Origin of the sequence: Mycobacterium sp. PSTR-4-N (genome assembly GCF_022348085.1) — a bacterium.
Lineage (GTDB): Bacteria > Actinomycetota > Actinomycetes > Mycobacteriales > Mycobacteriaceae > Mycobacterium.
Genome location: NZ_JAKRFN010000003.1, coordinates 319036 through 345500 on the forward strand (window position 1 = coordinate 319036; position 26465 = coordinate 345500).

The 26465-nt window shown below is 68.6% G+C and carries 24 protein-coding genes; 5 read left to right on the forward strand and 19 right to left on the reverse strand.

The window, feature by feature from the left end; translation table 11 throughout:
* Window positions 1-51 precede the first annotated feature (51 nt).
* Complete coding sequence (locus MHN84_RS06635; RefSeq protein ID WP_241203815.1) at window positions 52-1401, forward strand: DUF2254 domain-containing protein; 1350 nt, start codon at window positions 52-54, stop codon at window positions 1399-1401.
* On the opposite strand, the gene MHN84_RS06640 is transcribed toward MHN84_RS06635, so the two are convergent.
* The 4 genes from MHN84_RS06640 to MHN84_RS06655 form a co-directional block, all read right to left on the reverse strand.
* Window positions 1391-1918 (reverse strand): DUF421 domain-containing protein, encoded by a 528-nt coding sequence (locus tag MHN84_RS06640; protein ID WP_241203816.1) that lies wholly within the window; start codon window positions 1916-1918, stop codon window positions 1391-1393. The genes MHN84_RS06635 and MHN84_RS06640 overlap by 11 nt on opposite strands.
* Window positions 1919-1973: 55 nt before the next feature.
* The gene (locus MHN84_RS06645) at window positions 1974-2420 is read right to left on the reverse strand and encodes a lipoprotein LpqH (protein ID WP_241203817.1); all 447 of its coding nucleotides are present in this window, start codon (window positions 2418-2420) and stop codon (window positions 1974-1976) included.
* A 74-nt stretch (window positions 2421-2494) separates the two neighbouring features.
* Window positions 2495-3754: a histidine--tRNA ligase gene (gene hisS / locus MHN84_RS06650; RefSeq protein ID WP_241203818.1), complete on the reverse strand. Its 1260-nt coding sequence runs from the start codon at window positions 3752-3754 to the stop codon at window positions 2495-2497.
* On the reverse strand, window positions 3751-4416 hold the full coding sequence (locus MHN84_RS06655) for an MBL fold metallo-hydrolase (RefSeq protein WP_241203819.1): 666 nt from the start codon (window positions 4414-4416) through the stop codon (window positions 3751-3753). The genes hisS and MHN84_RS06655 overlap by 4 nt, the downstream gene beginning before the upstream one ends.
* A 118-nt stretch (window positions 4417-4534) precedes the next feature.
* Between MHN84_RS06655 and MHN84_RS06660 the strand changes: the two genes are divergently transcribed.
* Window positions 4535-5428 carry a peptidylprolyl isomerase gene (locus MHN84_RS06660; RefSeq protein ID WP_241203820.1) on the forward strand — a complete coding sequence of 298 codons (894 nt, stop codon included), beginning with the start codon at window positions 4535-4537 and terminating at the stop codon, window positions 5426-5428.
* A gap of 78 nt (window positions 5429-5506) precedes the next feature.
* Here MHN84_RS06660 and MHN84_RS06665 read toward each other — a convergent pair whose 3' ends face one another.
* The 6 genes from MHN84_RS06665 to yajC form a co-directional block, all read right to left on the reverse strand.
* Window positions 5507-7882, reverse strand: coding sequence for a bifunctional (p)ppGpp synthetase/guanosine-3',5'-bis(diphosphate) 3'-pyrophosphohydrolase (locus tag MHN84_RS06665; protein ID WP_374238324.1), 2376 nt, complete (start codon window positions 7880-7882; stop codon window positions 5507-5509).
* Between the two features lie 40 nt (window positions 7883-7922).
* Window positions 7923-8471 (reverse strand): adenine phosphoribosyltransferase, encoded by a 549-nt coding sequence (locus MHN84_RS06670; protein WP_241203821.1) that lies wholly within the window; start codon window positions 8469-8471, stop codon window positions 7923-7925.
* Window positions 8453-10126, reverse strand: a complete 1674-nt coding sequence (locus MHN84_RS06675; RefSeq protein WP_241203822.1) for an ABC transporter substrate-binding protein — start codon at window positions 10124-10126, stop codon at window positions 8453-8455. The genes MHN84_RS06670 and MHN84_RS06675 overlap by 19 nt, the downstream gene beginning before the upstream one ends.
* A gap of 14 nt (window positions 10127-10140) precedes the next feature.
* A complete protein-coding gene (gene secF / locus MHN84_RS06680; protein WP_241203823.1) occupies window positions 10141-11421 on the reverse strand; it encodes a protein translocase subunit SecF in 1281 nt (426 codons plus the stop codon).
* 3 nt (window positions 11422-11424) lie between these two features.
* Window positions 11425-13233 carry a protein translocase subunit SecD gene (gene secD / locus MHN84_RS06685; protein ID WP_241203824.1) on the reverse strand — a complete coding sequence of 603 codons (1809 nt, stop codon included), beginning with the start codon at window positions 13231-13233 and terminating at the stop codon, window positions 11425-11427.
* A 93-nt stretch (window positions 13234-13326) separates the two neighbouring features.
* The gene (gene yajC / locus MHN84_RS06690) at window positions 13327-13671 is read right to left on the reverse strand and encodes a preprotein translocase subunit YajC (protein WP_241203825.1); all 345 of its coding nucleotides are present in this window, start codon (window positions 13669-13671) and stop codon (window positions 13327-13329) included.
* Between the two features lie 285 nt (window positions 13672-13956).
* Between yajC and gabT the strand changes: the two genes are divergently transcribed.
* Together gabT and car are read left to right on the forward strand one after the other, a co-directional pair.
* A complete protein-coding gene (gene gabT / locus MHN84_RS06695; RefSeq protein WP_241203826.1) occupies window positions 13957-15300 on the forward strand; it encodes a 4-aminobutyrate--2-oxoglutarate transaminase in 1344 nt (447 codons plus the stop codon).
* A gap of 215 nt (window positions 15301-15515) precedes the next feature.
* On the forward strand, window positions 15516-19010 hold the full coding sequence (gene car, locus MHN84_RS06700; RefSeq protein ID WP_241203827.1) for a carboxylic acid reductase: 3495 nt from the start codon (window positions 15516-15518) through the stop codon (window positions 19008-19010).
* Window position 19011: 1 nt separating this feature from the next.
* Here the strand turns inward: car and MHN84_RS06705 are convergent, their stop codons facing one another.
* The 6 genes from MHN84_RS06705 to MHN84_RS06730 all read right to left on the reverse strand — a co-directional run bounded on the left by MHN84_RS06705 (window position 19012) and on the right by MHN84_RS06730 (window position 23045).
* Window positions 19012-19695, reverse strand: a complete 684-nt coding sequence (locus MHN84_RS06705) for a hypothetical protein (RefSeq protein ID WP_241203828.1) — start codon at window positions 19693-19695, stop codon at window positions 19012-19014.
* 80 nt (window positions 19696-19775) lie between these two features.
* Entirely contained in the window at window positions 19776-20162 is a 387-nt protein-coding gene (locus MHN84_RS06710) for a DUF1304 domain-containing protein (RefSeq protein WP_241203829.1), read from the reverse strand.
* The gene (gene ruvB / locus MHN84_RS06715; protein WP_241203830.1) at window positions 20159-21229 is read right to left on the reverse strand and encodes a Holliday junction branch migration DNA helicase RuvB; all 1071 of its coding nucleotides are present in this window, start codon (window positions 21227-21229) and stop codon (window positions 20159-20161) included. Before ruvB ends, MHN84_RS06710 begins: the two co-directional genes overlap by 4 nt.
* Window positions 21229-21816: a Holliday junction branch migration protein RuvA gene (ruvA, locus tag MHN84_RS06720; protein WP_241203831.1), complete on the reverse strand. Its 588-nt coding sequence runs from the start codon at window positions 21814-21816 to the stop codon at window positions 21229-21231. The genes ruvB and ruvA overlap by 1 nt, the downstream gene beginning before the upstream one ends.
* Window positions 21813-22403 carry a crossover junction endodeoxyribonuclease RuvC gene (ruvC, locus tag MHN84_RS06725; RefSeq protein ID WP_241203832.1) on the reverse strand — a complete coding sequence of 197 codons (591 nt, stop codon included), beginning with the start codon at window positions 22401-22403 and terminating at the stop codon, window positions 21813-21815. The genes ruvA and ruvC overlap by 4 nt, the downstream gene beginning before the upstream one ends.
* 9 nt (window positions 22404-22412) lie before the next feature.
* Complete coding sequence (locus MHN84_RS06730) at window positions 22413-23045, reverse strand: TetR/AcrR family transcriptional regulator (RefSeq protein WP_241203833.1); 633 nt, start codon at window positions 23043-23045, stop codon at window positions 22413-22415.
* Window positions 23046-23107: 62 nt separating this feature from the next.
* Between MHN84_RS06730 and MHN84_RS06735 the strand changes: the two genes are divergently transcribed.
* Window positions 23108-24007 (forward strand): alpha/beta fold hydrolase, encoded by a 900-nt coding sequence (locus MHN84_RS06735; protein ID WP_241203886.1) that lies wholly within the window; start codon window positions 23108-23110, stop codon window positions 24005-24007.
* On the opposite strand, the gene fmdA is transcribed toward MHN84_RS06735, so the two are convergent.
* The 3 genes from fmdA to MHN84_RS06750 form a co-directional block, all read right to left on the reverse strand.
* Window positions 23945-25201 carry a formamidase gene (gene fmdA / locus MHN84_RS06740; protein ID WP_241203834.1) on the reverse strand — a complete coding sequence of 419 codons (1257 nt, stop codon included), beginning with the start codon at window positions 25199-25201 and terminating at the stop codon, window positions 23945-23947. The two genes, MHN84_RS06735 and fmdA, sit on opposite strands and share 63 nt — an antisense overlap.
* Window positions 25202-25209: 8 nt before the next feature.
* Entirely contained in the window at window positions 25210-25491 is a 282-nt protein-coding gene (locus tag MHN84_RS06745; RefSeq protein WP_241203835.1) for a zinc ribbon domain-containing protein, read from the reverse strand.
* 120 nt (window positions 25492-25611) lie between these two features.
* Complete coding sequence (locus MHN84_RS06750) at window positions 25612-26367, reverse strand: YebC/PmpR family DNA-binding transcriptional regulator (protein WP_241203836.1); 756 nt, start codon at window positions 26365-26367, stop codon at window positions 25612-25614.
* Window positions 26368-26465 lie beyond the last annotated feature (98 nt).

Below are 26465 nucleotides of genomic sequence, written 5' to 3' on the forward strand. Positions count from 1 at the left end.
ACGACGCGCACGCTCGGTTGCACGGATGCCCGGTCCGGGTACCACCCTCCCATGTGGACGAGGTTGCAGCAGCGCCGAACGGTGGTTCGCGATGCTCTGCGGAGCAGATTGTGGCCGGTACCGGCGCTCGCGGTCGTCACCGCGCTCGCCGCCGGTGTCGCCGTTCCCGAGCTGGATCGGCTGGTCGACGGGCGCCTGCCCGCCACGGTCGAGGCCTATCTGTTCGGTGGGGGCGCCGACGCGGCACGCGAAATCCTCGGCACCATCGCGAGCGCGCTGATGACCGTCACGTCGTTGACGTTCTCACTCACCCTGGTCACCCTGCAGCTGGCGAGCAGCCAGTACACCCCCCGACTCCTCCGGACCTTCGCCTCGGATCACTTCGTCCAACGCACGCTCGCCCTGTTCCTGGCCACCTTCGCCTATGCGGTGACCGTGCTGCGCACGGTGCGCAACGACAGCGACACCATCACACGGTTCGTGCCCAAGATCGCCGTCACCGGGGCTTTCCTGCTGGCCGTCGCGAGCGTCATGATGCTGGTGCTCTTCCTCGGGCACCTGGTCCGCCAGATCCGCATCGAAACGATGCTCGATCACATCCGCACCGATGCGGTGGGCAGCGCAGGCAGACTGCTCGAGTCGCGTGACGACGCCGGCAGTCCCGGGCCCCCGCCCGCGGTGCACCCGTCGGCCACTGCGGTGCCGGCACGCACGTCCGGCTTCCTCGTCGGCATCGACGAGGACGCGCTGTGCAGCGCGGCGTGCTCTGCAGACGCGCTGATCTGGGTCGATCAACCGCTGGGGGCGGCCGTGGTGCGCGGCGTTCCGGTGGCGTTCTTCCGGATGACCGACGGGGACGACGCCGCGGCCGCGGAATCCCTGTGCGACGCAGTCGCGGCGGCATTGCACACCGACATCGAGCGCACGGGTGCCCAAGACATCGCCTACGGGCTCCGTCAGGTCGTCGACGTCGTGTTGCGGGCGCTCAGCCCGGGAATCAACGACCCCACCACCGCCATCCACGGACTGCACGCCTGCAGCGCGATGCTCTGTGAATTCATCGCCTACCGGCTCGGCCCGCACGTGATGTACGACGATGACGACGTCGCGCGCGTCGTCATCGCGCGCCCGTCGCTGGCCGACCTGCTCGACACCGTCTGCAACCAGACCGTGCTCTACGGCGGCGAGGATTCCGCAGTGACCGGCGAGATCCTGGTGTTGCTGCGCCAGGTCGGGTGGATGGCGCGCTCACCGGACGATCGCGGCGCGGTCGGCGAGCAGTTGGCGCGCGTGGAGCGCGATATCGGCGCGCGGGCGTTCGATCCGATCGACCGAGCCCGACTCGCACGCCTCGGCAGTGATGTCCGCGCGGCCCTCGACCACCGGTGGCCTACGGGTTGACCAGCGGGCTGCCCTCGCGCACATCGCGCATGGCCGATCCGTCGCCGAGTTGATCTCCTCCGATCACGCTGAGAGATCCGTCGGTTTCCAGCACCACCGCGGCGACAGTGCTCACGTCTCCGCGGCCGGAGGCTCGAACAGCCTGCCTCACCTCGGCCTCGCCGACGCGCGAACGACGCATCGCCGCGTCGTCGAACCGGCCTCGCGAGAGCAGCAGCGTCGGCCGCGATGTCAGGAACGCCCGACCACGCTGCGATCGCGACGAGATCAGGGCGGCCACATACTGCAACCCGGCCAGAAGGGCGAAGGCCGATGCGCCTTCCACGTAGGACACATCGGCGTTGAGCAGGATGGTCGCCAGGGTCGACCCCACTGCCACCGTCACGACGAGATCGAAAGCATTCAGCTTCGCCAGCGTGCGCTTACCCGAAACACGAAGCACCGCAACGAGTGTCACGTAGGCGGCCGCGCCGACCGCGAGAACACGGATGATGTCTGACCAGTTGTCGAACCACATGGACACCGCCTACCCAGCCGGGAGACCCCGACACCCCGGCACGCTCGTCATCCGGTCAACAATCGGTGCGGATCTCGAAAGGTGTGGTCGTCGTGTCCGCCGGCGCGTCCCGGAAGTACCCCGTCGCCACGCCGGAGATCGTCATCGTGCCGTCGACGAGGGTCGCCTGGGCGCCGACCGGGGTGCCCTCGTCCTGCCACGCACTACCGGTGAACCCACCCAGGTCGTCGATGCGGATCAACTTCGCTTTCACGGTGTTGCCGGTCTGCACCTGCGCCTGGAACCCCGGGGACTTGTCCAGGGTCTCGATGAACCACGTCCACTGTGCCTGGTGACATCGGATCTTGGGCGTCGCCTCGACGGCCGCGCCGTTGATCGACACGGTCGCGGTGTGGGTGCCCAGTGCATGAAAGCTGTCGGAACATCCCGTCGCGGCCAACGCCGCGAGCACGCTGATCGTGGCGCCCACCGCGGTGGGGAACCTGACATGACTGTGTCTCATGTCACCGAGTACCCGGACCGGGGGCGGACGATCCCTGACGCGCCCCTGACGCGGCCCTGTGCGCCCTTGTCCGATCAGTTCAGCGTGGCGAGCACGTGGGCGACCACTTGATCGATGGGAATGTCGACCTGCTCGCCCGTCGCCAACGTCTTCACCCCGACCGTGCCCGTCTCGAGGTCACGGTCTCCGGCGACCAGCGCGATCGAGGCGCCCGAGCGATCAGCGCCCTTCATCGCCCCCTTGAGACTGCGGTCCCCGTAGGCCATGTCGACCCGCACGCCCGCCGCGCGCAACTGTGCCGCCAGCACCGCCAGACGCACCTTGGCCTCGGCGCCCATCGGCACCGCATAGACGTCGACGCGGGAGTCCTCGCCGGCGGTCTTGCCCTCGGCGCGCAGCGCCAGCAGCGTGCGGTCCACCCCCAACCCGAAGCCGATGCCCGACAGGTCACGGCCGCCCAGCTGGCTCATCAACCCGTCGTAGCGGCCACCGCCCCCGATCCCGGACTGGGCGCCCAGGCCGTCGTGGACGAACTCGAAGGTCGTCTTCGTGTAGTAGTCCAGCCCGCGCACCATGCGCGGATTGATCACATACGGCACGCCCAACGCATCCAGATGCGCCAGCACCGTGTCGAAGTGCGCCTTGGCTCCCTCGGAGAGGTGATCGAGCATCAACGGCGCGTCGGCGGTCATCTCCCTGACGTGCGGGCGCTTGTCGTCGAGGACGCGCAGCGGGTTGATCTCGGCCCGGCGCCGGGTCTCGTCGTCGAGATCGAGGCCGAACAGGAACTGCTGCAACAGCTCCCGATACTGGGGCCGGCAGGTGTCGTCGCCGAGTGAGGTGATCTCCAACCGGAACCCGTCGAGTCCCAGTGAGCGGAACCCGGCGTCGGCCACCGCGATCACCTCGGCGTCGAGCGCGGGATCGTCGACGCCGATCGCCTCCACCCCGACCTGCTGCAGCTGCCGGTAACGGCCCGCCTGCGGCCGCTCGTAGCGGAAGAACGGGCCCGAGTAGCACAGCTTGACCGGCAGCTGACCCCGGTCGAGGCCGTGCTCGATCACCGCGCGCATGACGCCCGCCGTGCCCTCGGGGCGCAGCGTCACCGACCGCTCCCCGCGATCGGCGAAGGTGTACATCTCCTTGGACACCACGTCGGTGGACTCCCCCACGCCGCGGGCGAACAACGCGGTGTCCTCGAAGATCGGTAGCTCGATGTCGCCGTAGCCGGCGCGGCGGGCGGCGCCGAGCAGCGCAGCACGCACCGCGACGAACTCGGCGGAGTCGGGCGGCAGGTAATCCGGGACGCCCTTGGGCGCCTTGAAGTCGGTCACGTCGTCAAACCTTCGAGGAACGGGTTGGAGCGGCGCTCGACGCCGATGGTGCTGCGCTCGCCGTGCCCGGGAAGCACCAGCGTGTCGTCGTCGAGCACCAGCAGTTTGGTCACGATCGAGGTCAGCAGATCGCGCCCGCTACCGCCGGGCAGATCGGTGCGGCCCACCGAATTCTTGAACAGCGTGTCGCCGGTGAAGGCGAGCTGGTCGGGTCCCTCGTCCACGCGGAACACCACCGAGCCCTGCGTGTGGCCGGGCGTGTGGTCGACGGTCACCGTGATGCCGCCGAGGTCGAGTTTGTCGCCGTCGCGGTCGAGTTCGATGACCTGCCGCGGCTCACGGAACAGCGCCCCGACCGCCAGCTGCGCCAGTCGCGGCCCCAGCCCGTTGATGGGGTCGTTGAGCATGTGCCGGTCGGCCGCGTGGATGTAGGTGGGGCAGCCGTAGGTGTCGGCGACCTTCTGCGCCGACCACATGTGGTCGATGTGCCCGTGGGTGAGCAACACCGCCGCCGGGGTGAGGCGGTTCTCGTCGAGGATGCGCCGCAGCGGCCCCATGGCGCGCTGGCCGGGGTCGACGACGATCGCATCGGCGCCCTGCCCGGGTGCCAGCACGTAGCAGTTGCACGCCAGGACCCCGGCGGGGAATCCGGTGATCAACACGCCGTAAAGCTTCCCATGCCGAACTCGCCGCGCAGTTCACGAGGGGTCACAGCGGCCGTCTCAGCGAGTCCTGGCACACTCGGTGCCGACCTGATCGACTCCGAGGAGGACCTGGCCCGTGCCGACGAACGAACAACGGCGAGCCACCGCCAAGCGCAAGCTCGAGCGCCAACTCGAACGGCGTGCCGAGAGGGACCGTAAGCGCCGCCTGTACACGATCATCGGGTCGGCCGCCGCGGCTGTCGTCGTGATCGCCGCGATCGTGGCGACCATCGTGCTGACCAACCGCGACAGCAGCACCCCCACGGCGGCGCCGTCCACCGCGTCGACGTCGGAGGCCGCGTCGCCGCTGGACGCCCCGGAGCCCGGCAAACCCGGCGCGCTGCCGGCGTTCGTCGCCCCCGAGGGCCTGGGCAGCAACTGCCAGTACCCCAAGTCGCCCGAGCCCGCCAGCAAGCCCGTCGACGCGCCCCGCTCGGGCAAAGTGCCGACGGACCCGGCCCAGGTCAGCGCCAGCATGGAGACCAACCAGGGCAACATCGGCCTGCAGCTCGACAACGCGAAGGCGCCGTGCACGGTGAACAGCTTCGCCAGCCTGGCCAACAAGGGCTTCTTCGACAACACTCCCTGCCACCGGCTCACCACGGGTGAGGGCCTGGCGGTGCTGCAGTGCGGCGACCCGACCGGTCAGGGCACCGGCGGGCCGGGCTACCAGTTCGCCAACGAGTACCCGACCGACCAGTACCAGCCCGACGACCCGAAGCTGCAGCAGCCCGTGCTCTACCCGCGCGGCACGCTCGCGATGGCCAACGCCGGTCCGGGCACCAACGGCAGCCAGTTCTTCCTCGTCTACAAGGATTCGACGCTGCCGCCGAACTACACCGTGTTCGGCACCATCGATCAGACCGGTCTGGCGACGCTGGACAAGATCGCCGCAGCCGGCACCAAGGACGGCGGCGAGGACGGCGCACCCAAGCTCGACGTCACGATCAAGAAGCTGCAGCTGGACTGAGTTCCGGCGAGCAGACGCGAACTCGAGCCGACACGCCGACGGCGCGCTCGAGTTCGCGTCTTTTCGCGGAGGGAAGTCTCAGGCCGCGGACGTGACGCGGTAGACGTCGTAGACGCCCTCCACGTTGCGCACCACGTTCAGCACGTGACCGAGATGCTTCGGGTCACCCATCTCGAAGGTGAACCGGCTGATCGCCACCCGGTCGTTGGATGTCGTCACCGACGCCGACAGGATGTTGACCTTCTCGTCGGCGAGCACCCGCGTGACGTCGGAGAGCAGGCGGTGCCGATCGAGCGCCTCGACCTGGATGGCCACCAGGAACACCGACGACGGGGACGGCGCCCATTGCACGTCGATGATCCGCTCGGACTGCTTCTCCAGCGACGCCGCGTTCGTGCAATCGGTGCGGTGCACGCTGACCCCACCGCCGCGGGTGACGAACCCCATGATGTTGTCGCCCGGCACCGGCGTGCAGCACTTGGCCAGCTTGCACAACACCCCCGGTGCCCCCGGCACCGAAACACCGACGTCGTCGCTGGTGCGTTGCCGCACCGGCATCGTCGCCGGCGTCGAGCGCTCGGCCAGCTCGTCGGCCGCCTCGTCGTCGCCGCCTATCTGGGCGACCAACCGTTGCACCACATGGCGGGCCGACACGTGGCCCTCGCCGACCGCGGTGTAGAGCGCCGAGACGTCGAGATAGCGCAGCTCGCGCGCCAGCGCCGCCATCGTCTCGGCATTCATCAAGCGCTGCAACGGAAGTCCGCCGCGGCGCACCTCGCGAGCGATCGCGTCCTTGCCCGATTCGAGCGCCTCTTCGCGGCGCTCCTTGGCGAACCACTGCCGGATCTTGGCCTTGGCGCGCGGTGAGACGACGAACGTCTGCCAGTCCCGCGACGGCCCGGCGTTGGCGGCCTTGGAGGTGAAGACCTCGACCACTTCCCCGTTCTCGAGTTTGCGCTCCAGCGCGACGAGCCGGCCGTTGACCCGGGCGCCGATGCAGCGGTGCCCCACCTCGGTGTGCACCGCGTAGGCGAAGTCGACCGGCGTGGACCCGGTGGGCAGCGTGATGACGTCGCCCTTGGGGGTGAACACGAAGATCTCCTGCACCGCTAGGTCGTAGCGCAGCGACTCCAGGAACTCACCGGGGTCGGCGGCTTCCCGCTGCCAGTCGAGCAGCTGCCGCATCCACGCCATGTCGTCGATCTCGGTGGCCGTGTGGCTGGCCGGAACTCCGTTGCGCCCCTTGGCTTCTTTGTACCGCCAGTGCGCGGCGATGCCGTACTCGGCGGTCTTGTGCATGTCGGTGGTGCGGATCTGCACCTCCAGCGGCTTGCCCTCCGGACCGACGACCGTGGTGTGCAGCGACTGGTACACCCCGAAGCGGGGCTGGGCGATGTAGTCCTTGAACCGGCCGGCGATCGGCTGCCACAGCGAGTGCACCACACCGACCGCGGCGTAACAGTCACGCACCTCGTCGCACAGAATCCGGACCCCGACCAGGTCGTGGATGTCGTCGAAGTCACGGCCCTTGACGATCATCTTCTGGTAGATCGACCAGTAGTGCTTGGGCCGGCCCTCGACGACGGCGTTGATCTTCGACGCGTTGAGCGTGGCGGTGATCTCGGCGCGCACCTTGGCCAGATAGGTGTCGCGCGACGGCGCACGGTCGGCGACCAGCCGCACGATCTCTTCGTACTTCTTGGGGTGCAGGATCGCAAAGGACAGGTCCTCGAGCTCCCACTTCACCGTCGCCATACCGAGCCGATGCGCCAGCGGCGCAATGACTTCCAGCGTCTCGCGAGCCTTGCGGGCCTGCTTCTCCGGCGGCAGGAAGCGCATCGTGCGCATGTTGTGCAGCCGGTCGGCCACCTTGATCACCAGCACGCGAGGATCGCGGGCCATCGCGATGATCATCTTGCGGATGGTCTCGCCCTCGGCCGCGGTGCCCAACGCCACCTTGTCGAGCTTCGTGACACCGTCGACCAGATGCCCGACTTCTGTGCCGAACTCCTGGGTGAGCGCCTCCAGCGTGTATCCGGTGTCCTCGACGGTGTCGTGCAGCAGCGCCGCGATCAGCGTGGTGGTGTCCATGCCGAGCTCGGCGAGGATGTTGGCCACTGCCAGCGGATGCGTGATGTACGGATCGCCCGACTTGCGCAGCTGGTCGGCGTGCCGTTGCTCGGCGACCTCATAGGCCTTCTGCAGGAGCGTCAGATCGGCTTTGGGATAGATCTCCCGGTGCACCGCCACCAGTGGTTCCAGCACAGGGTTCACGGTGCTGCGCTGGGAGGTCATCCGGCGGGCGAGGCGGGCACGCACCCGCCGCGACGCGCTGGTCGCCTTGGCGGCTTCGGGCCGGGGCAGCTCCATCGGCTGCGTCTCGGGCCCGGCCGGCACCGGCGGGGCCTGCACAGCCTGGTTCGCGCGCGGATCTGCCTGGATCTCGTTGGCCATGCTCACCTCCGCTGACGGCTGCTGTTGGCAGGATATCCGGTCACACGGTGTGCAACGCCGTGACCGGCAACGGTTCCAGCGCGGACCGCCCGCCCAGTGCGGCCAGTTCGAGCATCACGATCGCGCCGCTCACCGTCGCCCCCGCTGCGGTGAGTAACTGATGGGTGGCCGCCAGTGTTCCCCCGGTGGCCAGCACGTCGTCGATCACCACGATCGTGCGACCGGCCAGGTCGACGCCGTCGGCGGGCACCTCCAGGGTCGCGGTGCCGTACTCGAGGGTGTAGGTCTCGCTGATCACCGGCGGCGGCAGCTTGCCGCCTTTGCGCACCGCCAGCACCCCGATGCCGAGTGAGATCGCCACGGCGCCGCCGAGCAGGAATCCCCGGGCGTCCACGCCGGCCACGAGGTCTGCCCCGCGGGCGATGTCGGCCATCGCCGCACTCACTTCAGCGAGACCGCCGGCGTCGGCCAGGACCGGGGTCAGATCCTTGAAGAGCACACCCGGTTCGGGGAAATCGGGCACCTCCCGCAGCAGCGAGGCGATCACCTGGCCCACCTCACGCGTCTGGCTCACTGACTCAGCTTCCATCGGTCCATGTTCCATCCCGCGCCCCAGCGCGTCGGATTGGCGCTCACCGCGTACATCTTCGTCGACGCGAGCAGGGTGCGCTGCTGACGGTACAGCGGCAGGGTGGGCATGTCGCCCCACAGGATCGGACCGGCTTCGGCGAGCAACCGGGCGGTCTCCTTCGGGTCCGCGGTCACCGCGAGTGTGGAGATGATGCCGTCGATGCGCTCGTTGGCGTACCGCGGCAGGTTGTTGCCGTTGCCGCTGTGCAGGGTGTAGGCGTCCATCGCCGACGAGCCCGTCGATCCGCTGCCCGTCGCCCCGCCGGTGCTGGCGAGCAGCACGTCGATGCTGTTGTCCCGCAACGACTGTGGGCCGACGTTCTCCCCCGCGGCATCCTGCACCGTGATGCCCGCGGGTGCGCACGCCTTGGCCATCGCGCCGACCGCGGCGGCCAGCCGGGCGTTCGGCGACTGGTACCCGATGCGCACCGTCAGTGGCTGGTTGCCGAGCGACGCGCGCGCCGCGTCGGGATTGCCGACCGCGAAGTCGTTGACCTGCGGGGTGGCCTCGGCGCCCGAGTAGGCGTCCTCGGCCGCGGTGTTTAGGCGCGAATTGGCCGGCGGCACCGACGCGTTGCGGGCGATGACGTCGCGCGGCGTGCACAGGGCGACCGCGCGACGCGCGGGCACGGCGGCCAGTGGGCCCTGCGGTGAGAAGATCAGCTGCTCGATGCCCGCCGACGGCGAGTCCGACCGCGTGTAGTCATCGGGCAGGTTCAGGGTGCCGGCCGACCCGGCGGCGATGTCGACGACGTCGTAGGCGCTTTCGTTGACCCGGTCCTGCAGATCGGACCGGCGCGGCCACACGGTGATCTTGGTGGTGACCGGCTTGGTGCCCCACCACTTGTCGTTGGCCACCAGCACCACTGCGCCGTCACCGGTGACGGCGTCGATCCGGTAGGGCCCCGACGACGGGAAATGGGCGAGATCGAGATCGGGGGTCAGGTTCCAGGTGGTGTTCCACACCTGTGCGATCCGCTCCACCGCGGGACCGTCGCTGCCCTGCAGCGCCCTGGTCACCCCGCCGTCGCCGAGCCCCAGCTCGTCGGCGATGACGTGCGAGGGCATCAGCGACGTCGCCGCGAACAGCTGCCCGTAGTCGGTGAATGCCCGATCCTGGGCGAAGCTGACGCGGGCCTTCTTCTGGCCCGGGGTGCAGTCGATCGTCGCGATGTCGGTGTATCCGGCCCGGCTCGCCGCGTCGAAGGTCGGGAACCGGCCAGACTGAGCCGCCCACGCCAGCACCATGTCGTCGCACGTGATCGGTTTGCCGTCGGAGTAGACGGCCTCGGGCTTGATCTCGTAGTCGAGCACCAGGGGGCTGCGCCCCACCACCGCGATGGTGCCGAAGTCGTGATCGCCGACGATCTGCCCCTCCGGACCGTGGTAATTGAACCCGGTCAGCACACGGGCGAACGCTTGCGGGCCGCCCGAAGCGGCGCCGATGACCGTGTTCGTGTTGTAGGTCGACAGCGTGCCGTCGATCGCATAGTCGATCGCGTCGGCGGCGCCCGACGAGCACGACGCCAGACCGAACACGCCGACCACGGCGAGGACCGCCGCGATGACAGCCGAAGTGACACTGACACGCCACGCACGGGTGCGGTGGGCCATCGGACCTACCGCTCCTATCGCTTTCCGGTGCTTCGCTTACCCGACGGCCGGCCCGTCCGGCTCGAGGTCGGCCGGATCGGCCGGGCGCCCGGGGCCGGCTTGTCCGGCGGTGGCCCGGCCGGCGCGGTGACCGTCGCGGGCTCGGGCGCAGGTGCGTCGGCGTCCTCGGAGAACGTCGCACCGTCACCGGCGCCCGCTTTGGCCGCGATGGTCTTGCGACGGTTGAGTACACGGCGGGTGTGCTTGCTCACCAGGTCGGTGCGCTCACGGAGGCTGACCAGCAGCGGCGTGGCGAAGAAGATCGACGAGTACGTACCCACGATCACGCCGACGAGCTGAACGAGCGCCAGGTCCATCAGGGTGCCGACGCCCAGCAGCCACACCGCGATCACCATCAGCGCGACGATCGGCAGCACCGAGATGAGACTGGTGTTGATCGACCGCATGAACGTCTGGTTGACCGCGAGGTTGGCCTGTTCGGCGAAGGTGCGGCGGGTGGTGTGCTCGAAACCCTCGGTGTTCTCCTCGACCTTGTCGAACACGATCACCGTGTCGTAGAGCGAGAAGCCGAGAATGGTCAGCAAGCCGATCACGGTCGCCGGGGTCACTTCGAAACCGACGAGTGCGTACACCCCCGCTGTGACCACGAGGTCGAACACCAACGTCAGCAACGCGGCGATCGCCATGTACCGCTCATAGCGCACCGTGATGTAGATGGCGGCGAGCACCAGGAACACCACCAGCGCGATCAAGGCCTTCTGGGTGATCTGACCGCCCCACGTCTCCGACACGGCCGAGTCGCTGATCACCAGCTTGCTCGGCTGGCCGTCGGCGCCCTTGGGCTGGAACTGGTCGAACAGCGCGGTGCGCAGCTTCTCGGTCTCGTCGTTGCTCAGCGTCTCCGACCGGATCTGGAAGGTCGCGGACTCGCCGCTGCCGACGACGACCACGGATTCGGGCGGCTTGCCGATGGTGTTGTTGAACACCGTCTCGACCTGGGAGGTGGTGGCCTGCCCGTCACCGCGCGGGAACGAGACCTTCGTGCCGCCCTCGAAGTCGATGCCGAAGGTGAAGCCGCGCAACACGATCGCGGCGACGGCGAGGGCGACGATGAGCCCGCTGATCGTGTACCACAGCTTGCGGCGTCCGATCACCTCGAAGGCGCCGGTACCGGTGTAGAGGCGGACGAAGAAACCGTGCTTCGGCGCGTCGGCCCCGCTGGCCTCGAGGTCGGGTGCCTCCACCGCGGTCGATTCGACGGTGCTGTCGCGACGATGTGAACTACTGCGTGCCATGCGTTATCCCCGTCCCGCCGCGTGTGCGGCCGCTCGGCGTTCGCGCGCTATCTGCTGAACGGCTCCGAGCCCGTTCAGCGACGGCTTGGCCATGGTCGGCGACTTGGACGCGAAGTACAGCAGCGGCCAGGTCACCAGGAACACGACGACCACGTCCAGGATGGTGGTCAGCCCGAGCGTGAAGGCGAAACCCTTCACCTGGCCGACGGCCAAGAAGTACAGCACGGCCGCGGCCAGGAACGTCACCGCGTTGCCCGACATGATCGTCTTGCGGGCGCGCGTCCAGCCTCGCGGTACGGCGGACCGGAACGAGCGACCCTCGCGGATCTCGTCCTTGATGCGTTCGAAGAACACGACGAACGAATCCGCCGTCGTCCCGATACCGATGATGAGGCCGGCGATACCGGCCAGGTCCAGGGTGTAGCCGATGTAGCGGCCGAGCAGCACCAGGATGGCGAACACCATCGCACCCGAGGCGACCAGCGACAGCGCCACCAGCAGCCCGAGGACCCGGTAGTACAGCAGCGAGTACAGCAGCACCGCCACCAGCCCGACCGCGCCGGCGATCAGTCCGGCCCGCAGCGACGACAACCCCAGCGTGGCCGACACTGTCTCGGCCTCCGAGGACTCGAACGACAGCGGCAGCGATCCGTACTTGAGCACATTGGCGAGTTCGCGTGCCGAATCGGCGGTGAACTGGCCGGTGATCTGGGTGCGTCCGCCGGGGATCGCCTCGTTGATGACGGGCGCGCTGACCACCTTGGAGTCGAGCACGAACGCCGTCTGCGTCCCCACGTTGGCCGCGGTGAAGTCTGCCCACGTCTTCGCGGCGTCGCTCTTGAACTCGACGTCGACGACGTACTCGCCGCGCTGTTGATCGAGGCCGGAGGTGGCGTTCGCGATGCCCTCACCACTGATGATCGACTTGTCCAGCAGGTAGACCTCTTTGCCGTCCTGCGAGCAGGTCACCAGCGGCAGGTTCGGATCGTCATTGCCCGCCAGCACGTCGTCGTCGCCGCAGCGGGTGGCCTGGAACTGCAGCGCGAGGATCTGGATGGCCTGCTCGGAACTCTGCCGCAGCCGCTTCTCGTCCTGGATGCGCTGCGCGAGCGGTACGTTCTTGCCGCCCGGGGCGGGCGGGGCACCCGGTGCCGGCGACGTCGTCGCCCCCGGCTGTGCCGGATTCGGTGCCGGAGCCGGGCTCGGGCTGGGCGCCGGTTGCTCCGGGAACGGACGCGGCTGGGGAGCCGGGGCAGGCGCCGGAGCGGGTGGCTGCGGTTCCAGCGGCGGCAGGCCGGGGATGTCGGCGTCGGGATTGGCGCCGGGCCCTCCGGCGCCCGGGGGCATGCCGGGGACCGCGCCCGGGGGCGCACCGGGAGCGCCGGGCGGGGCGCCGGCCGGGCCCGCCTGCTCGGGCGGTCCCTGGCCGGCTGCCGGAATGGCATGGATGACGGGACGGATGTAGAGCCGCGCCGTCTGGCCCAGGTTGCGCGCCTCGCTGGTGTCGTTACCGGGCACCGTGATCACCAGGTTCTGACCGTCGATGATCACCTCGGAGCCGGAGACGCCGAGGCCGTCGACGCGGGCACTGATGATCTGCTGCGCCTGGTTGAGGGCGTCGCGCGACGGCGGGGAGCCGTCGGGGGTGCGGGCGGTCAGCGTGACCCGGGTGCCTCCCTGCAGGTCGATGCCGAGCTTGGGGTCGGCCTTCTTGTCACCGGTGAGGAACACCAGCAGATAGGCACCGATCAGCAGTACCAGGAACAGGGCCAGGTAGCGGGCAGCATGGACCGGCGTCGAAGACGATGCCACGTGTCTACAGTCTCCTCGGGGTCAGGTCGTTAAGAACCGCGACGGCGCGCGGTGACCCGCAAAGGGTACGTGCCGCGGCTGATGGGTCAGCTGTCAGTCTCGGGGTCGGTCCGTCAGCTCGTTGGCGCCGGAAGCGGGCTCGGCGGCAGTGTCGTCGTCTGCACTCTCCAGCTCGTCGGCGTCGTCGGTGATGCGGTCGCGCACCGCGAGCTTCATCCAGGTGGTGACGACACCCGGCGCGATCTCGAGATCCACCTCGTCGTCGGTGATGCCGGTGATGCGTCCCCGCAGACCCGAGGTGGTGTGCACCTCATCGCCGATCGTCAGGGAGTTGTGCAGGTCGATGGTGGCCTGCATCGCCTTCTTCTGGCGCCGGGAGGCGAAGTACATGAAGGCGCCCATGATGATGAGCAGAGGCAGGAAGACGAACAGGTCCATGGCAGCAGTGTCTCTTCTGTTTCGTTGCGGTCTTGTTTTCTCGGCGGCCCCTGTCGATCCCGTCGGGGGGCCGCGCACATGAAGGAAATTCGTTGACCAGTGTGCCATTGCGGCCGCCCCACCCGCCGTCCCCCGCCGAACGGCCCCCTGCGCCGACGGATTTCGTCGCCGAATGCGACGTCGACCACCGAACCCGGCGTATCGCCCCCCGGTTCTCCACGGATCGGTGGGGGGACCGACTAGGCTCGGGTGGTCAGCCGCCCATCGTCACAGGAGGTACCTGAGTTGAGCGCTCTCGAACAGAGCCGCCACCTCGCCACCGCCATCCCCGGCCCGCGCTCACAGGAGCTGATCGCGCGCAAGACGGCGGCAGTGGCCGGCGGCGTCGGCAACACCATGCCCGTCTATGCGGCGCGTGCCTTCGGCGGGATCATCGAGGATGTCGACGGCAATCGGCTCATCGACATGGGGTCGGGCATCGCGGTCACCACGGTCGGCAATGCCTCACCGCGCGTGGTCGAGGCGGTGCGCGAGCAGGCCGCCCAGTTCACCCACACCTGCTTCATGGTGACGCCCTACGAGGGGTACGTCGCGGTGGCCGAGGCGCTGAATCGGCTCACGCCCGGCGATGGCGACAAGCGCTCGGCGTTGTTCAACTCGGGCTCAGAGGCCGTCGAGAACGCGATCAAGATCGCCCGCACCTACACCGGCAAGCAGGCCGTGGTGTCGTTCGACCACGCCTACCACGGCCGGACCAATCTCACGATGGCCCTGACGGCCAAGTCGATGCCGTACAAGCACGGCTTCGGCCCGTTCGCCCCGGAGATCTATCGCGCCCCGCTGTCCTATCCCTTCCGCGACGCGGAGTTCGGCGGCAAGGAGCTCGCCACCGACGGTGAGCTCGCCGCCCGCCGGGCCATCACGATGATGGACAAGCAGGTGGGCGCCGCCAACCTGGCCGCAGTAATCATCGAGCCGATACAGGGCGAAGGTGGGTTCATCGTGCCCGCCGAGGGCTTCCTGCCCACGCTGCTGCAGTGGTGCCGGGACAACGGTGTGGTGTTCATCGCCGATGAGGTGCAGACCGGTTTCGCGCGCACCGGCGCGATGTTCGCCTGCGAGCACGAGGGCATCGTGCCCGACCTGATCGTGACCGCCAAGGGCATCGCCGGTGGCATGCCACTGTCGGCGGTGACGGGTCGCACCGAGATCATGGACGCCCCGCACGTCGGCGGACTGGGCGGCACCTACGGCGGAAACCCGGTGGCGTGCGCAGCGGCGCTGGCGACGATCGCGACGATCGAGGACGACGGCCTGGTGGCCCGCGCCCGAGAGATCGAGGTGCTGATGAAAGACCGGCTCGGCCGGCTGCAGGCCGAGGACGACCGCATCGGCGACGTGCGAGGGCGCGGCGCGATGATCGCAGTGGAGCTCGTCAAGGCAGGAACGCTGGAGCCCGACGCGGAGCTGACCAAGAAGCTGAGCACGGCCGCGCACCAGGCGGGCGTCGTCGTGCTGACGTGCGGCACGTTCGGCAATGTGCTGCGTTTCCTACCGCCGCTGACGATCAGTGACGAACTGCTCGGCGAGGCGCTCGACGTGCTGGAGTCGTTGCTGCGCGACATGTGATCGCCCTCACTGGCTAACCGTCGGACACCCGCAGCTGTGACGCGGACCACGCAACGATCAGCTGCGAAGCCGTCGCGGCACCCGTTCTCGGCAATTCACAGCAACCTGACAGCCTCAGAACCCGGTTGCCCGGAATACGCTTAGTTTTACTAACGTAGTTTCCTGGTGGACGCGCGATTGCGCCCCGACCGACAACTTGTTCTGAAGGATTACTGATGCCGACTGATACCCAAGAAGAGCGTCTCGCCCGCCGCATCGCCGATCTGACGGCCACCGATACGCAGTTCGCCGCCGCCCTGCCGGACGAAGCGATCGCCGAGGCCATCGACCAACCCGAGAAGCGCCTGCCCGAGATCATCGCCACCGCGTTCGACGGCTACGCGGACCGGCCCGCCCTCGGGCAGCGCGCCGTGCGTCTGGTGAGCGATCCGCAGACCGGGCGCACCGAGGCCGAGCTGCTTCCCCAGTTCGAGACCATCACCTACGCCGAACTCTCCGATCGCATTCATCATCTGCTCAGCGCGTTGACCGACGTGCAGCCCGGTGACCGCGTCGCGGTCATGGGCTTCACGAGCGTGGACTACACCGTGATCGACACGACGCTCGCGCTGTCCGGCGCGGTGTCGGTACCGCTGCAGACCAGTGCGCCGGTCGATACGCTGCGTCCCATCGTCGCCGAGACCGAGCCGGTGGTGTTCTTCGCCGCCGTCGACTACCTGACCGACGCCGTAGAACTCGTCCGCGACGCCGCGTCGGTCGGCCGCCTCGTCGTGTTCGACCACCGCTCCGAGGTCGACGACCATCGTGACGCCGTTGCCGATGCGCAGGCCCGCCTGGCCGACGCCGGCCGTCAGGTCGAGGTCGTCACCCTTGCCGAGGTGCTGGCCCACGGCGCGACACTGCCCGCCGCGGAATTCTTCACTTCTCCCGAGGACGATCCGCTGATGCTGCTGATCTACACCTCCGGCAGCACGGGCGCGCCCAAGGGTGCGATGTACCCGGAGCGTCTGGTCGCCGGAGCGTGGCGCCGGGCGGGCCGCTCGATGTGGGGCGGCGAGTACACCACGCCGTCGATCACGCTGAATTTCATGCCGATGAGCCACATGATGGGCCGCGGGCTGCTCTACGGCACGCTGGGCGCCGGCGGAACCGCGTATTTCGCTGCCCGAAGCGACCTGTCGACCTTCCTCGACGATCTCGCGCTGGTGCGCCCCACGCAGCTGACTTTCGTGCCGCGGATCTGGGACACGATCGCCGCCGAGGTGGCCAAGGAAGTGGATCGTCGGCCCGACGATCTCGCCGATGTGTACGCCGATCTGCGGCAGAGCCTGCTCGGCGGCCGCTACGTGATGGCGATGACGGGCTCGGCGCCGCTGTCACCCGAGATGCGGTCCTTCGTGGAGAACTTCCTCGATCTGCACCTCACCGACGGTTACGGGTCCACCGAAGCCGGCGCGGTGTTCGTCGACGGAGTGGTCCAGCGGCCCCCGGTGATCGACTACAAGCTCGTCGACGTCCCCGACCTCGGGTACTTCACCACCGATCGCCCGCACCCGCGCGGCGAACTGCTGGTCAAGTCGGAGACCCTGTTCCCGGGCTACTACAAGCGGCCCGAGATCACCGCCGAGATGTTCGATCCCGACGGCTACTACCGCACCGGCGACGTCGTCGCCGAAACGGGTCCTGACCAGCTGGTCTACCTGGATCGACGCAACAATGTGCAGAAGCTCTCCCAGGGCGAGTTCGTCGCCGTGTCCAAGCTCGAAGCCGTGTTCGGCGACAGCCCGCGGATCCGGCAGATCTACGTGTACGGCAACAGCGCCCGGTCCTACCTGCTCGCGGTCGTCGTCCCCACCGAGGAGGTCCTGGCCCGCGACGACGCGAAGGCGTTGATCGCCGAGTCACTGCAGGACGTCGCCCGCGCGGCAGGGCTGCAGTCCTACGAGATCCCCCGCGACTTCCTCATCGAGTCGACACCGTTCACGCTCGAGAACGGCCTGCTGACGGGGATCCGCAAGCTGGCCCGGCCGAAGTTGAAGGAACACTACGGCGAGCGGCTCGAGGCGCTGTATGCCGAACTGGCCGACGGCCAAGCCGAAGAGATGCGCACGCTGCGGGCCGAGGGCGCGAACCGGCCTGTGCTCGAGACCGTGGGGCGCGCCGCAGCCGCTCTGCTCGGCACCGCGGCCACCGATGTGCAGCCAGACGCCCACTTCACCGATCTGGGTGGAGACTCGTTGTCGGCGTTGACATTCGGCAACCTGCTGCGCGACATCTTCGACGTCGAGGTGCCCGTCGGCGTGATCGTCAGCCCCGCCACCGATCTCGCTTCGCTGGCCGCCTACATCGAGGCCCAGCAGCAGCCCGGCGCCAAGCGGCCCACGTTCACGGCGGTGCACGGCGCGGGCGCGACCGAAGCACACGCCAGTGATCTCACCCTGGACAAGTTCATCGACGCCGAAACCCTCTCTGCTGCACCGTCATTGCCGGGGCCGAACGCCGAAGTTCGCACGGTTCTGCTGACCGGCGCCACCGGGTTCCTGGGCCGCTACCTGGCCCTGGAGTGGTTGGAGCGGATGGATCTGGTCGATGGCAAGGTGATCTGCCTGGTCCGCGCCCGTGACGACGACGCCGCCCGGGCCCGCCTCGACGCGACGTTCGACAGCGGTGATCAGCGGCTGCTCGAGCACTACCGCACCCTGGCCGCCGATCACCTCGAGGTGCTGGCCGGCGACAAGGGTGAAGCCGATCTGGGCCTGGACCCGCAGGTGTGGCAGCGTCTCGCCGACACCGTCGATCTCATCGTCGACCCGGCGGCGCTGGTCAACCACGTCCTGCCCTACAGCGAACTGTTCGGCCCCAACGCCGTCGGTACCGCCGAGCTGATCCGTCTCGCCCTCACCACGCACCAGAAGCCGTTCGCCTACGTCTCGACCATCGGGGTGGGCGCCGGTATCGAGCCCGGCATGTTCATCGAGGACGGCGACATCCGGCAGATCAGCGCGGTGCGCAAGGTCGACGACAGCTACGCCAACGGCTACTCCAACAGCAAGTGGGCCGGCGAGGTCCTGCTGCGCGAGGCCCACGACCTGTGCGGGTTGCCGGTGTCGGTGTTCCGGTGCGACATGATCCTGGCCGACACGACCTATGCCGGCCAGCTCAACCTTCCGGACATGTTCACCCGGTTGATGTTCAGCCTGGTCGCGACCGGAGTGGCCCCGGAGTCGTTCTACCAGCTGGATGCGAACGGAGCGCGGCCGCGCGCCCACTACGACGGGCTACCCGTCGAGTTCATCGCCGAGGCGATCTCCACACTGGGCGCGGCGGTGGCCCAGGAGTCGGACACCGGATTCGAGACCTACCACGTGATGAACCCCTACGACGACGGCATCGGGCTCGACCAGTTCGTCGACTGGCTGATCGAGGCGGGCTATCCCGTGCACCGCGTCGGCGACTACGCCACCTGGCTGGCCCGGTTCACCGCGGCGATCAACGCACTGCCCGAGCGCAGGCGCCAGGCGTCGCTTCTGCCGCTGCTGCACAACTACCAGCGGCCCGAGATCCCGATCCCGGGCTCCATCGCGCCCACCGACCGGTTCCGGACGGCGGTGCAGGAGGCCAAGATCGGGCCCGACAAGGACATCCCGCATGTCACGCGAGAGGTGATCGTCAAGTACATCACTGATCTGGAACTGCTGGGACTTCTCTGAGTCAGTGATGCACCAGGTTGCGGTCGCGCCGGCCACCGAACAAGCGGCTGCGTAGACCGCGCCGGGGTGCCCGGTCCTCGGTGTCGACCACCTCGGCGGGCTCCGCGCCCACCGGGGTGGTCGCCGTCTTGTCGGTCACCGGTACGGGTCCGGTGTGCGTGGGTGCGTCGGCGGCGACGGGACGACTGGCGTACTCGACGTCACGCACGCTGCGTACCGAGACGCGGCCCAGGGCCAGCGCACCGAGGAAGATGATCACGGCGCCGAGACCGTAGAAGTAGCTCAGATCCAGCCACACGCGCTTGGTCTCGGTGTCGGCAACCGGCGCGCCGGCGTCACCGAGGCCCAGCGGGCCTGCCAGAGCCCGGCCGATCACGAACCAGGCACCGCCCGCCACGCTGAGCCAGCTGCCGAGGACGGCGGTGGCGCGGTTGCGTGAGGTCAGCAGCACCAGTCCGCCGAGCACCGTCACGACGCCGGGAAGGACTTCGAGCCAGCCCCGGCCCGTGGTCCATGCCCAGGCCTGATCAGGGGTGAAGGCGAAATCGAAATTCGGCCCGATGAACGGGATCAGGGCGCCCCACAGGCCGAGCAGGATGAGCAGGAAACCGCTGGCGGCGCCTCGGCTGCGGGGAATGGTCATGCGACCGCCTCGAGGACGGTCTGGGTGTTGGGTTCCGATCATGATGCCTCCTAGTGACGTGCCCGACGTGCGCACAGGAGTACCCCCGCCTGATCGGCGATAACCGGGGCCGACATCGATCGTTACAGGGTCGAACCCAGCGCGAGCAGCACGATCGCGATCAGCGGCAATGTCCCCTGCATCGCCGCTGCGCGGGCCTTGTCCCGTGCGGACGCGACCAGAACGACTGCCGCGGCGAGCATCGATCCCAGACCGGCATAGAGGAGGGCAGCGCCCACCGCGTCGGCGCCCGTCGCGGTCGCCGCGATGCCGACTCCCGTCACGATCGCGAGGAACAGGTTGTAGAACCCCTGGTTGAGCGCGAGCAGGCGCGTGGTCTGCGCCTCCTCCTCGCTCATCCCGAACACCGCCCGGGTGCGCGGCGACGTCCAGGTCACCGACTCCATCACGAAGATGTAGATGTGCAGGATCGCGGCGAGCGCCGCGATGACCAGCGCCGCGGTGATCACTCGAACAACCCCGCCTGGCCGAGCGCGCCCGCCCCACTGGGCGGTGTCATGCCCAGATGGGTCCAGGCCAAGCGGGTGGCGACCCGGCCGCGCGGGGTGCGCGCGATCATGCCTGCCCGCACCAGGAACGGCTCACAGACTTCCTCCACGGTCGTAGCTTCCTCCCCCACCGCCACCGCCAGAGTCGACACGCCGACGGGCCCACCACCGAAGCTGCGGGTCAGCGCGGACAGCACGGCGCGGTCGAGGCGATCGAGCCCGAGCTCGTCCACGTCGTAGACCTCCAGCGCGTATTTGGCGATGTCGCGGGTGATCACACCGTCGGCACGCACTTCGGCATAGTCGCGGACCCGGCGCAGCAGCCGGTTGGCGATACGCGGTGTTCCGCGGGAGCGGCGCGCGATCTCAGCGCCGGCGTCGGCTCCCAGCTCGATTCCGAGGATGCCGGCCGAGCGAGCCAGCACCCGCTCCAGTTCCGCGGGTTCGTAGAAGTCCATGTGGGCGGTGAAGCCGAACCGGTCGCGCAGCGGTCCTGTGAGCGCGCCGGAGCGGGTGGTGGCACCGACGAGCGTGAACGGCGCCACCTCCAGCGGAATCGACGTCGCCCCAGGGCCTTTGCCGACGACGACGTCGACGCGGAAGTCTTCCATCGCGAGGTAGAGCATCTCTTCGGCGGGGCGCGCGATGCGGTGGATCTCGTCGATGAACAGCACGTCGTGCTCGACCAGATTGGACAGCATCGCCGCCAGGTCGCCGGCGCGCTCGAGTGCAGGCCCCGACGTGAGGCGCAGCGACGAGCCCAGCTCGGCCGCGATGATCATCGCCAGCGATGTCTTGCCCAGCCCCGGCGGCCCGGACAGCAGGATGTGGTCGGGCGTCCCGCCGCGGTTCTTGGCCCCTTCGAGGACCAGCTGCAGCTGCTCGCGCACGCGCGGCTGGCCGATGAACTCACCGAGCGAGCGCGGCCGCAGACTCGCGTCGATGTCGCCCTCGCCGACGGTCAGCGCCGGGGAGACCTCCCGCTCGTCGGCGTCCCGGTCGTCTGCATCGCCGGAGAACCTGCCCATCACTTCTTCCCCAACATCGACAGTGCCGCCCGCAGGGCCCCTGAGGTGGTGGCCTCCGGGTCATCGGCGAGCACCTTGTCCGTGGCCTCCTCGGCTTGCTTCTGCGCGAAGCCGAGCCCGACGAGCGCCTCGACGACAGGCCCGCGGATACCGTGCCCGCCGGCGGCGGCGAGCCCGGACGAGGAATACGCGCCCACCTTGTCCCGCAGCGTGAGCACCAGCAGTTCGGCAGTCTTCTTGCCCACCTTGGGGATTCGGACGAGCGCGGTCACATCGCCATCACCGATGGCGGCGCGCAACGTCGGACCGTCATACATGGCCAACGCACCCAGCGCGATGCTCGGTCCGATACCGGACACACCGAGCAGCGTGAGGAAAAGGTCCCGTGCATCGGAGTCGGCGAAGCCATACAGCGTCTGGGAGTCCTCGCGCACGATCATCGCGGTGATCAGCCGAGCCTCGCTGCCGCGCCGCAACGTCGCCAGCGTCGACGGGGTGGCCATGACCTTGTAGCCGACGCCGCCGGCCTCGATCACCACGTGGTCGAGCGCGATGTCGAGGACCTCGCCGCGCACCGAGGCGATCATCGGGTGCTCTTCGACATCTTCGACGTCTTGAACGTCTTCGCGGCTTTGAGGGTCGCCTGATACTTGCGCCGCTGCTCGGCCGCCATGGCCTCCGCCTCGGCCATCCGGGCGATCATCGGCGCGCGCCAGCAGTGACAGATCGCGAGGGCCAATGCGTCGGCCGCGTCGGCTGGAGTCGGCTTCTGTTGCAGGGCAAGGATTCTCGTGACCATCTCGGTGACCTGAGCTTTGTCGGCCCGCCCGTTGCCGGTGACCGCGGCCTTCACCTCACTGGGTGTGTGGAAGTGGACGTCGATGTCCCGCCGCGCAGCCGCCAACGCAACCACGCCGCCCGCCTGCGCGGTACCCATCGCGGTGTTGGCGTTCTGGTTGGAGAACACCCGCTCGATCGCGATGACGTCAGGGGCGTGGGTGTCCAGCCAGTGCTCGACCGCGTCACTGATCGCCAGAAGCCGGTGCGCCAGCGGATGATCGGCCGGGGTCCGTACGACGTCCACGTCGAGTGCGATGACCTGCCGACCGCGCCCGCTCTGGATCACCGACAACCCGCACCGGGTCAGCCCGGGGTCGACACCCATCACCCGCACGCACGCCTCCTACAGAACATTTGTTCGAGAGCTTAGCGGTGCCGACCGACCGTCCGCGGCAGGGACACGCGCGAGGACCATGCCGCGATACTGGGGCGCCATGACGCGGCCCGCCGCCAGCAGCGGCTCCGTCGAGCGCAGCGTTCGGCCGAGCATGAACGCCCCCTCGAGAGCGCCGATCAGCGCGACGGTGACATCGCGGGCCTGCGCCTGCCCGAGTCCGCGACCCTCGAAGTACGCCGCACCACCGCAGATCCAACCGTCGAAGATGTCGCGCGTCGCCTGGCGCAGCGGCTCTACGGTGTCGGCGACCTCGGCCGCCACACTGGCCACCGGACACATGTTGGCGAAGCCGGTGGCTGCCATGTCCTCTGCGGCCTGCCGGAACACCCCGTCGACGGCGTCGCCGAGGTCGGTGTAGGCATCGACGACCGTCGGGATCAGCAGTCCGTAGGCCGCCCCGGCATTGAGCAGCGCTTCGCGCGCGATCTGCACCTTGCCGTCGCGGAAGTGGTGGTACAGCGACCCGATCGGCGCTCCCGAAGCCTCGGCGATGCCTTTCATCGCCACCCCGGCGTAGCCGCGGTGGCGCATCAGTTCGGCCGCCGCGGTCAGGATCGATTCCCTCGTGGACCTTGCCATGCTCACCTCCCGCTGCCATGCTAGAGCAATCGTTCTAGAACGACCATTCTAATGGAGGCATGATGCTGACCGTCGACACCCACGCGGGCTCCGTCGAGGTAAGGGAGGAGGGCGATCCGACCGGCGCACCCGTCGTCCTGCTGCACGGGCTGCTCATGAACGACACCCAGTGGGACCTGACGCTCCCCCACCTGCCGACCGACTGCCGCTACCTGCTGCCGATCCTGCCGATGGGCGGCCACCGGACCGCGATGCACGCCGACGCCGACCTCACCCTGCCGGGCATGGTTCGCATCGTCGCCGACGTGCTCGACGCGCTCGACCTGGCCGACGTCACGCTCGTCGTCAGCGACTGGGGTGGCCCGCTACTGCTCACCGCCGCCGGGCGCGATCAGCGGATGGGCCGGCTGGTCATCTGCCCCTCGGAAGCGTTCGACAACTTCCCGCCGGGGTGGCCCGGCAAGGTGGCGTGGCTGGCAAGCCGCACGACCGGCACCGTGGCGCTGGCGATGCGGCAGCTGCGTATCGGGTGGCTCCGTCGGCAGTACCTGATGTTCGGAATGATGGCCAAGCACCCGCTACCGGACGCGATCGTCGACGCGTGGACGGCACACGGCCTGTCGGACAGGGCAATTCGCCGCGACCTCGTCAAGTACTGCCGAACACGGTTCGACAAGCGGGAGCTGATCGAGGCGACGAATCAGCTCGCGACGTTCGACCGGCCGGCCCTGGTGCTGTGGTCGGACAACCCAGTGATGCCCGTCGCCCATGCCCGCCGTCTCACCGAGCTGCTGCCCGACGGGCGTCTGCAGATGATCGACGACGCCCACGTCCTGGTGATGCTCGACCAGCCGCAGCGCACCGCGGCGGCGCTCGCCGCTTTTCTGACTGCTACCGCCTCACCCGAAAGACGCCCGCGGCGCGCCGATCCCCGGGTCGATCGTGACCGGCCCGTCCGCTGACGGCGCGACGGGAAAGTCGAAGATCGCGGTCGGGATGTACACCGTGGCACAGGCATTCGGAATGTCGACGACCCCGGAGAGCCGACCCTCGATCGGGGCCGCACCGAGGAGGAGGTAGGCCTGCTCCGGGCTGTACCCGAACTTCGTCAGGTAGTCGATCGCGTGCAGACACGCCCGCTGGTAGGCCAGGTGCGAGTCGAGATACCGCTGTTCACCGTCCAGGGTGACCGAGGTCCCCGAGAAAGCCAGCCACTCGGAGTACTGCGGATCGGTGTTGCCCGGCATGAAGATCGCGTTTTCACTGACGCCGTAGGTCTCCATACCGCCGGGGATCACGTCGACACGCAGATCGATGAAGCCACCCATCTCGATCGCGCCGCAGAAGGTGATCTCCCCGTCGCCCTGCGAGAAGTGCAGATCGCCGACCGACAGGTTGGCCCCGTCGACGAACACGGGATAGAACACCCGACTGCCCTTGGTCAGGTTCTTGATGTCCTGGTTGCCGCCGTTCTCGCGGGGCGGCGCCGTGCGGGCCGCTTCGGCCGCGGCCTTGGTGAACGCGTCACCGGAGAGGCTTCCGAGGATCGCGTCGTTCGGCTCGGGCGGCAGCGCCAGCGGCGGAACCCGGTCCGGGTCGGTCGCGATGAGTGCGGCCTCGCGGGTGTTCCACGTGGAGAGCAACTGCGCCGACGGGGCGGTGCCCATCAACCCCGGGTGGACGATGCCGGTGAACTCCACTCCTGGCACGTGGCGCGACGTCGCCTTCTGGCCCGAGAAGTCCCAGACCGCCTTGTAGGCGTCGGGGAACTGCTCGGTCAGGAAACCGCCGCCGTTTCGCCTGGCGAAGATGCCCGTGTAGCCCCAGCCCTGCCCGGCCAGCGGACCGGAGTCTTCCTGCGGGATGGGTCCGACGTCGAGGATGTCGACGATCAACAGGTCACCCGGTTTGGCGCCCTCGACCGCGATCGGACCAGACAGGGTGTGCACGGTGGTCAGTGGCGCGTTGAGGATGTCCTCGGCCGAATCGTCGTTGTGGATCGCGCCGTCGAACCATTCGCGGCAGTGCACCCGGAACGAGTCACCCCGCTTCACCGTCACCGCTGCGGGAATGTCGGGATGCCAACGGTTGTGGCCGACCTTTTCCTGATCGGTGAACTTCTTCGTGGAGTCGAGCGGGAAGACGACGTCGGGCACGGTATCTCCTAGGGTCGCGGGAGGTTCTGGTGACGGGGATTCGTCGAGACCCGGCGCCCCGACGTCCGTGCCGTCGGAGACGACACGACGGCGGGACGATCCGCGGTGGCCCGGGTCGCGTCGTGCAACGCCATCGCGGCGCCGCCGGACCCGAGGTGCGGCGCGGAGATCATCCGACGCGCCGGACCCCGGCACGTCGGGCAGTCGACCTCGTCAGGACGGCTGTCCATCGGATGCATCTGCTGCGTGGTGCCGCACCCGGACGTGCAGCGAAACGCGTACAGGATCATGACGCTCCCTCACCGTGGTCGGGTGAACGCCACCCTACTCACCGATGGCGGGGCCCGCAGCGATCGTCAGCCGGTATCCGTCGAATGTGCTGTCGGGCAACGGCTTTGGGAGTACCTCAGTCAGTCCTCGTCGAGAGCGGCCGCGACGTCGTCGGGGATGTCGACGTTGGTGTAGACGTCCTGCACGTCGTCGCTGTCCTCCAGAGCGTCGACGAGCTTGAGCACCTTGCGCGCGCCCTCGAGGTCGACCGGGACGCTCACCGACGGCTGGAACGTGGCCTCAGCGGACTCGTAGTCGATGCCGGCGTCCTGCAGCGCCGTGCGCACCGCGACCAGATCCGTGGGCTCGGAGATGACCTCGAAGCTCTCACCCAGATCATTGACGTCCTCGGCGCCCGCGTCGAGCACAGCGGCCAGCACATCGTCCTCGGTCAGCGAGTTCTTCTCCAGCGTCACCACGCCCTTGCGGGTGAACAGGTAGGACACCGAACCCGGATCGGCCATGCTGCCGCCGTTGCGCGTCATCGCAACTCGCACCTCACCTGCGGCCCGGTTGCGGTTGTCGGTCAGGCATTCGACCAGCACGGCGACGCCGTTCGGGCCGTACCCCTCGTACGTGATGGTCTGCCAGTCGGCGCCGCCCGCTTCTTCGCCCGCGCCGCGCTTGCGGGCCCGCTCGATGTTGTCGTTGGGCACCGAGTTCTTCTTGGCCTTCTGGATGGCGTCATAGAGGGTGGGGTTACCGGCCGGATCGCCGCCGCCGGTGCGGGCCGCGACCTCGATGTTCTTGATCAGCTTGGCGAAGTTCTTGCCGCGACGTGCATCGATCACGGCCTTCTTGTGCTTTGTGGTGGCCCACTTGGAATGGCCGCTCATCTGCTCGCTACCTCTTTCACACCGACTCACGTCGACTGGCCCGTCGACTCACGGAGAAGTCCGATGGACCAGTCTACGTGCCCGTCAGCCCAGGTCCT

Coding starts and splice junctions, on each gene's coding strand:
- secF (WP_241203823.1), bottom strand. CDS start 11,421: ATGGCACGCAGTAGTTCACATCGTCGCGACAGCACCGTCGAATCGACC.
- ruvA (WP_241203831.1), bottom strand. CDS start 21,816: ATGATCGCCTCGGTGCGCGGCGAGGTCCTCGACATCGCGCTCGACCAC.
- MHN84_RS06675 (WP_241203822.1), bottom strand. CDS start 10,126: ATGGCCCACCGCACCCGTGCGTGGCGTGTCAGTGTCACTTCGGCTGTC.
- MHN84_RS06640 (WP_241203816.1), bottom strand. CDS start 1,918: ATGTGGTTCGACAACTGGTCAGACATCATCCGTGTTCTCGCGGTCGGC.
- MHN84_RS06745 (WP_241203835.1), bottom strand. CDS start 25,491: ATGATCCTGTACGCGTTTCGCTGCACGTCCGGGTGCGGCACCACGCAG.
- MHN84_RS06645 (WP_241203817.1), bottom strand. CDS start 2,420: ATGAGACACAGTCATGTCAGGTTCCCCACCGCGGTGGGCGCCACGATC.
- ruvB (WP_241203830.1), bottom strand. CDS start 21,229: ATGGGCAGGTTCTCCGGCGATGCAGACGACCGGGACGCCGACGAGCGG.
- yajC (WP_241203825.1), bottom strand. CDS start 13,671: ATGGACCTGTTCGTCTTCCTGCCTCTGCTCATCATCATGGGCGCCTTC.
- MHN84_RS06735 (WP_241203886.1), top strand. CDS start 23,108: ATGCTGACCGTCGACACCCACGCGGGCTCCGTCGAGGTAAGGGAGGAG.
- MHN84_RS06665 (WP_374238324.1), bottom strand. CDS start 7,882: ATGGCCAACGAGATCCAGGCAGATCCGCGCGCGAACCAGGCTGTGCAG.
- MHN84_RS06750 (WP_241203836.1), bottom strand. CDS start 26,367: ATGAGCGGCCATTCCAAGTGGGCCACCACAAAGCACAAGAAGGCCGTG.
- MHN84_RS06670 (WP_241203821.1), bottom strand. CDS start 8,471: ATGGAAGCTGAGTCAGTGAGCCAGACGCGTGAGGTGGGCCAGGTGATC.
- MHN84_RS06635 (WP_241203815.1), top strand. CDS start 52: ATGTGGACGAGGTTGCAGCAGCGCCGAACGGTGGTTCGCGATGCTCTG.
- MHN84_RS06730 (WP_241203833.1), bottom strand. CDS start 23,045: ATGGCAAGGTCCACGAGGGAATCGATCCTGACCGCGGCGGCCGAACTG.
- car (WP_241203827.1), top strand. CDS start 15,516: ATGCCGACTGATACCCAAGAAGAGCGTCTCGCCCGCCGCATCGCCGAT.
- MHN84_RS06705 (WP_241203828.1), bottom strand. CDS start 19,695: ATGATCGGAACCCAACACCCAGACCGTCCTCGAGGCGGTCGCATGACC.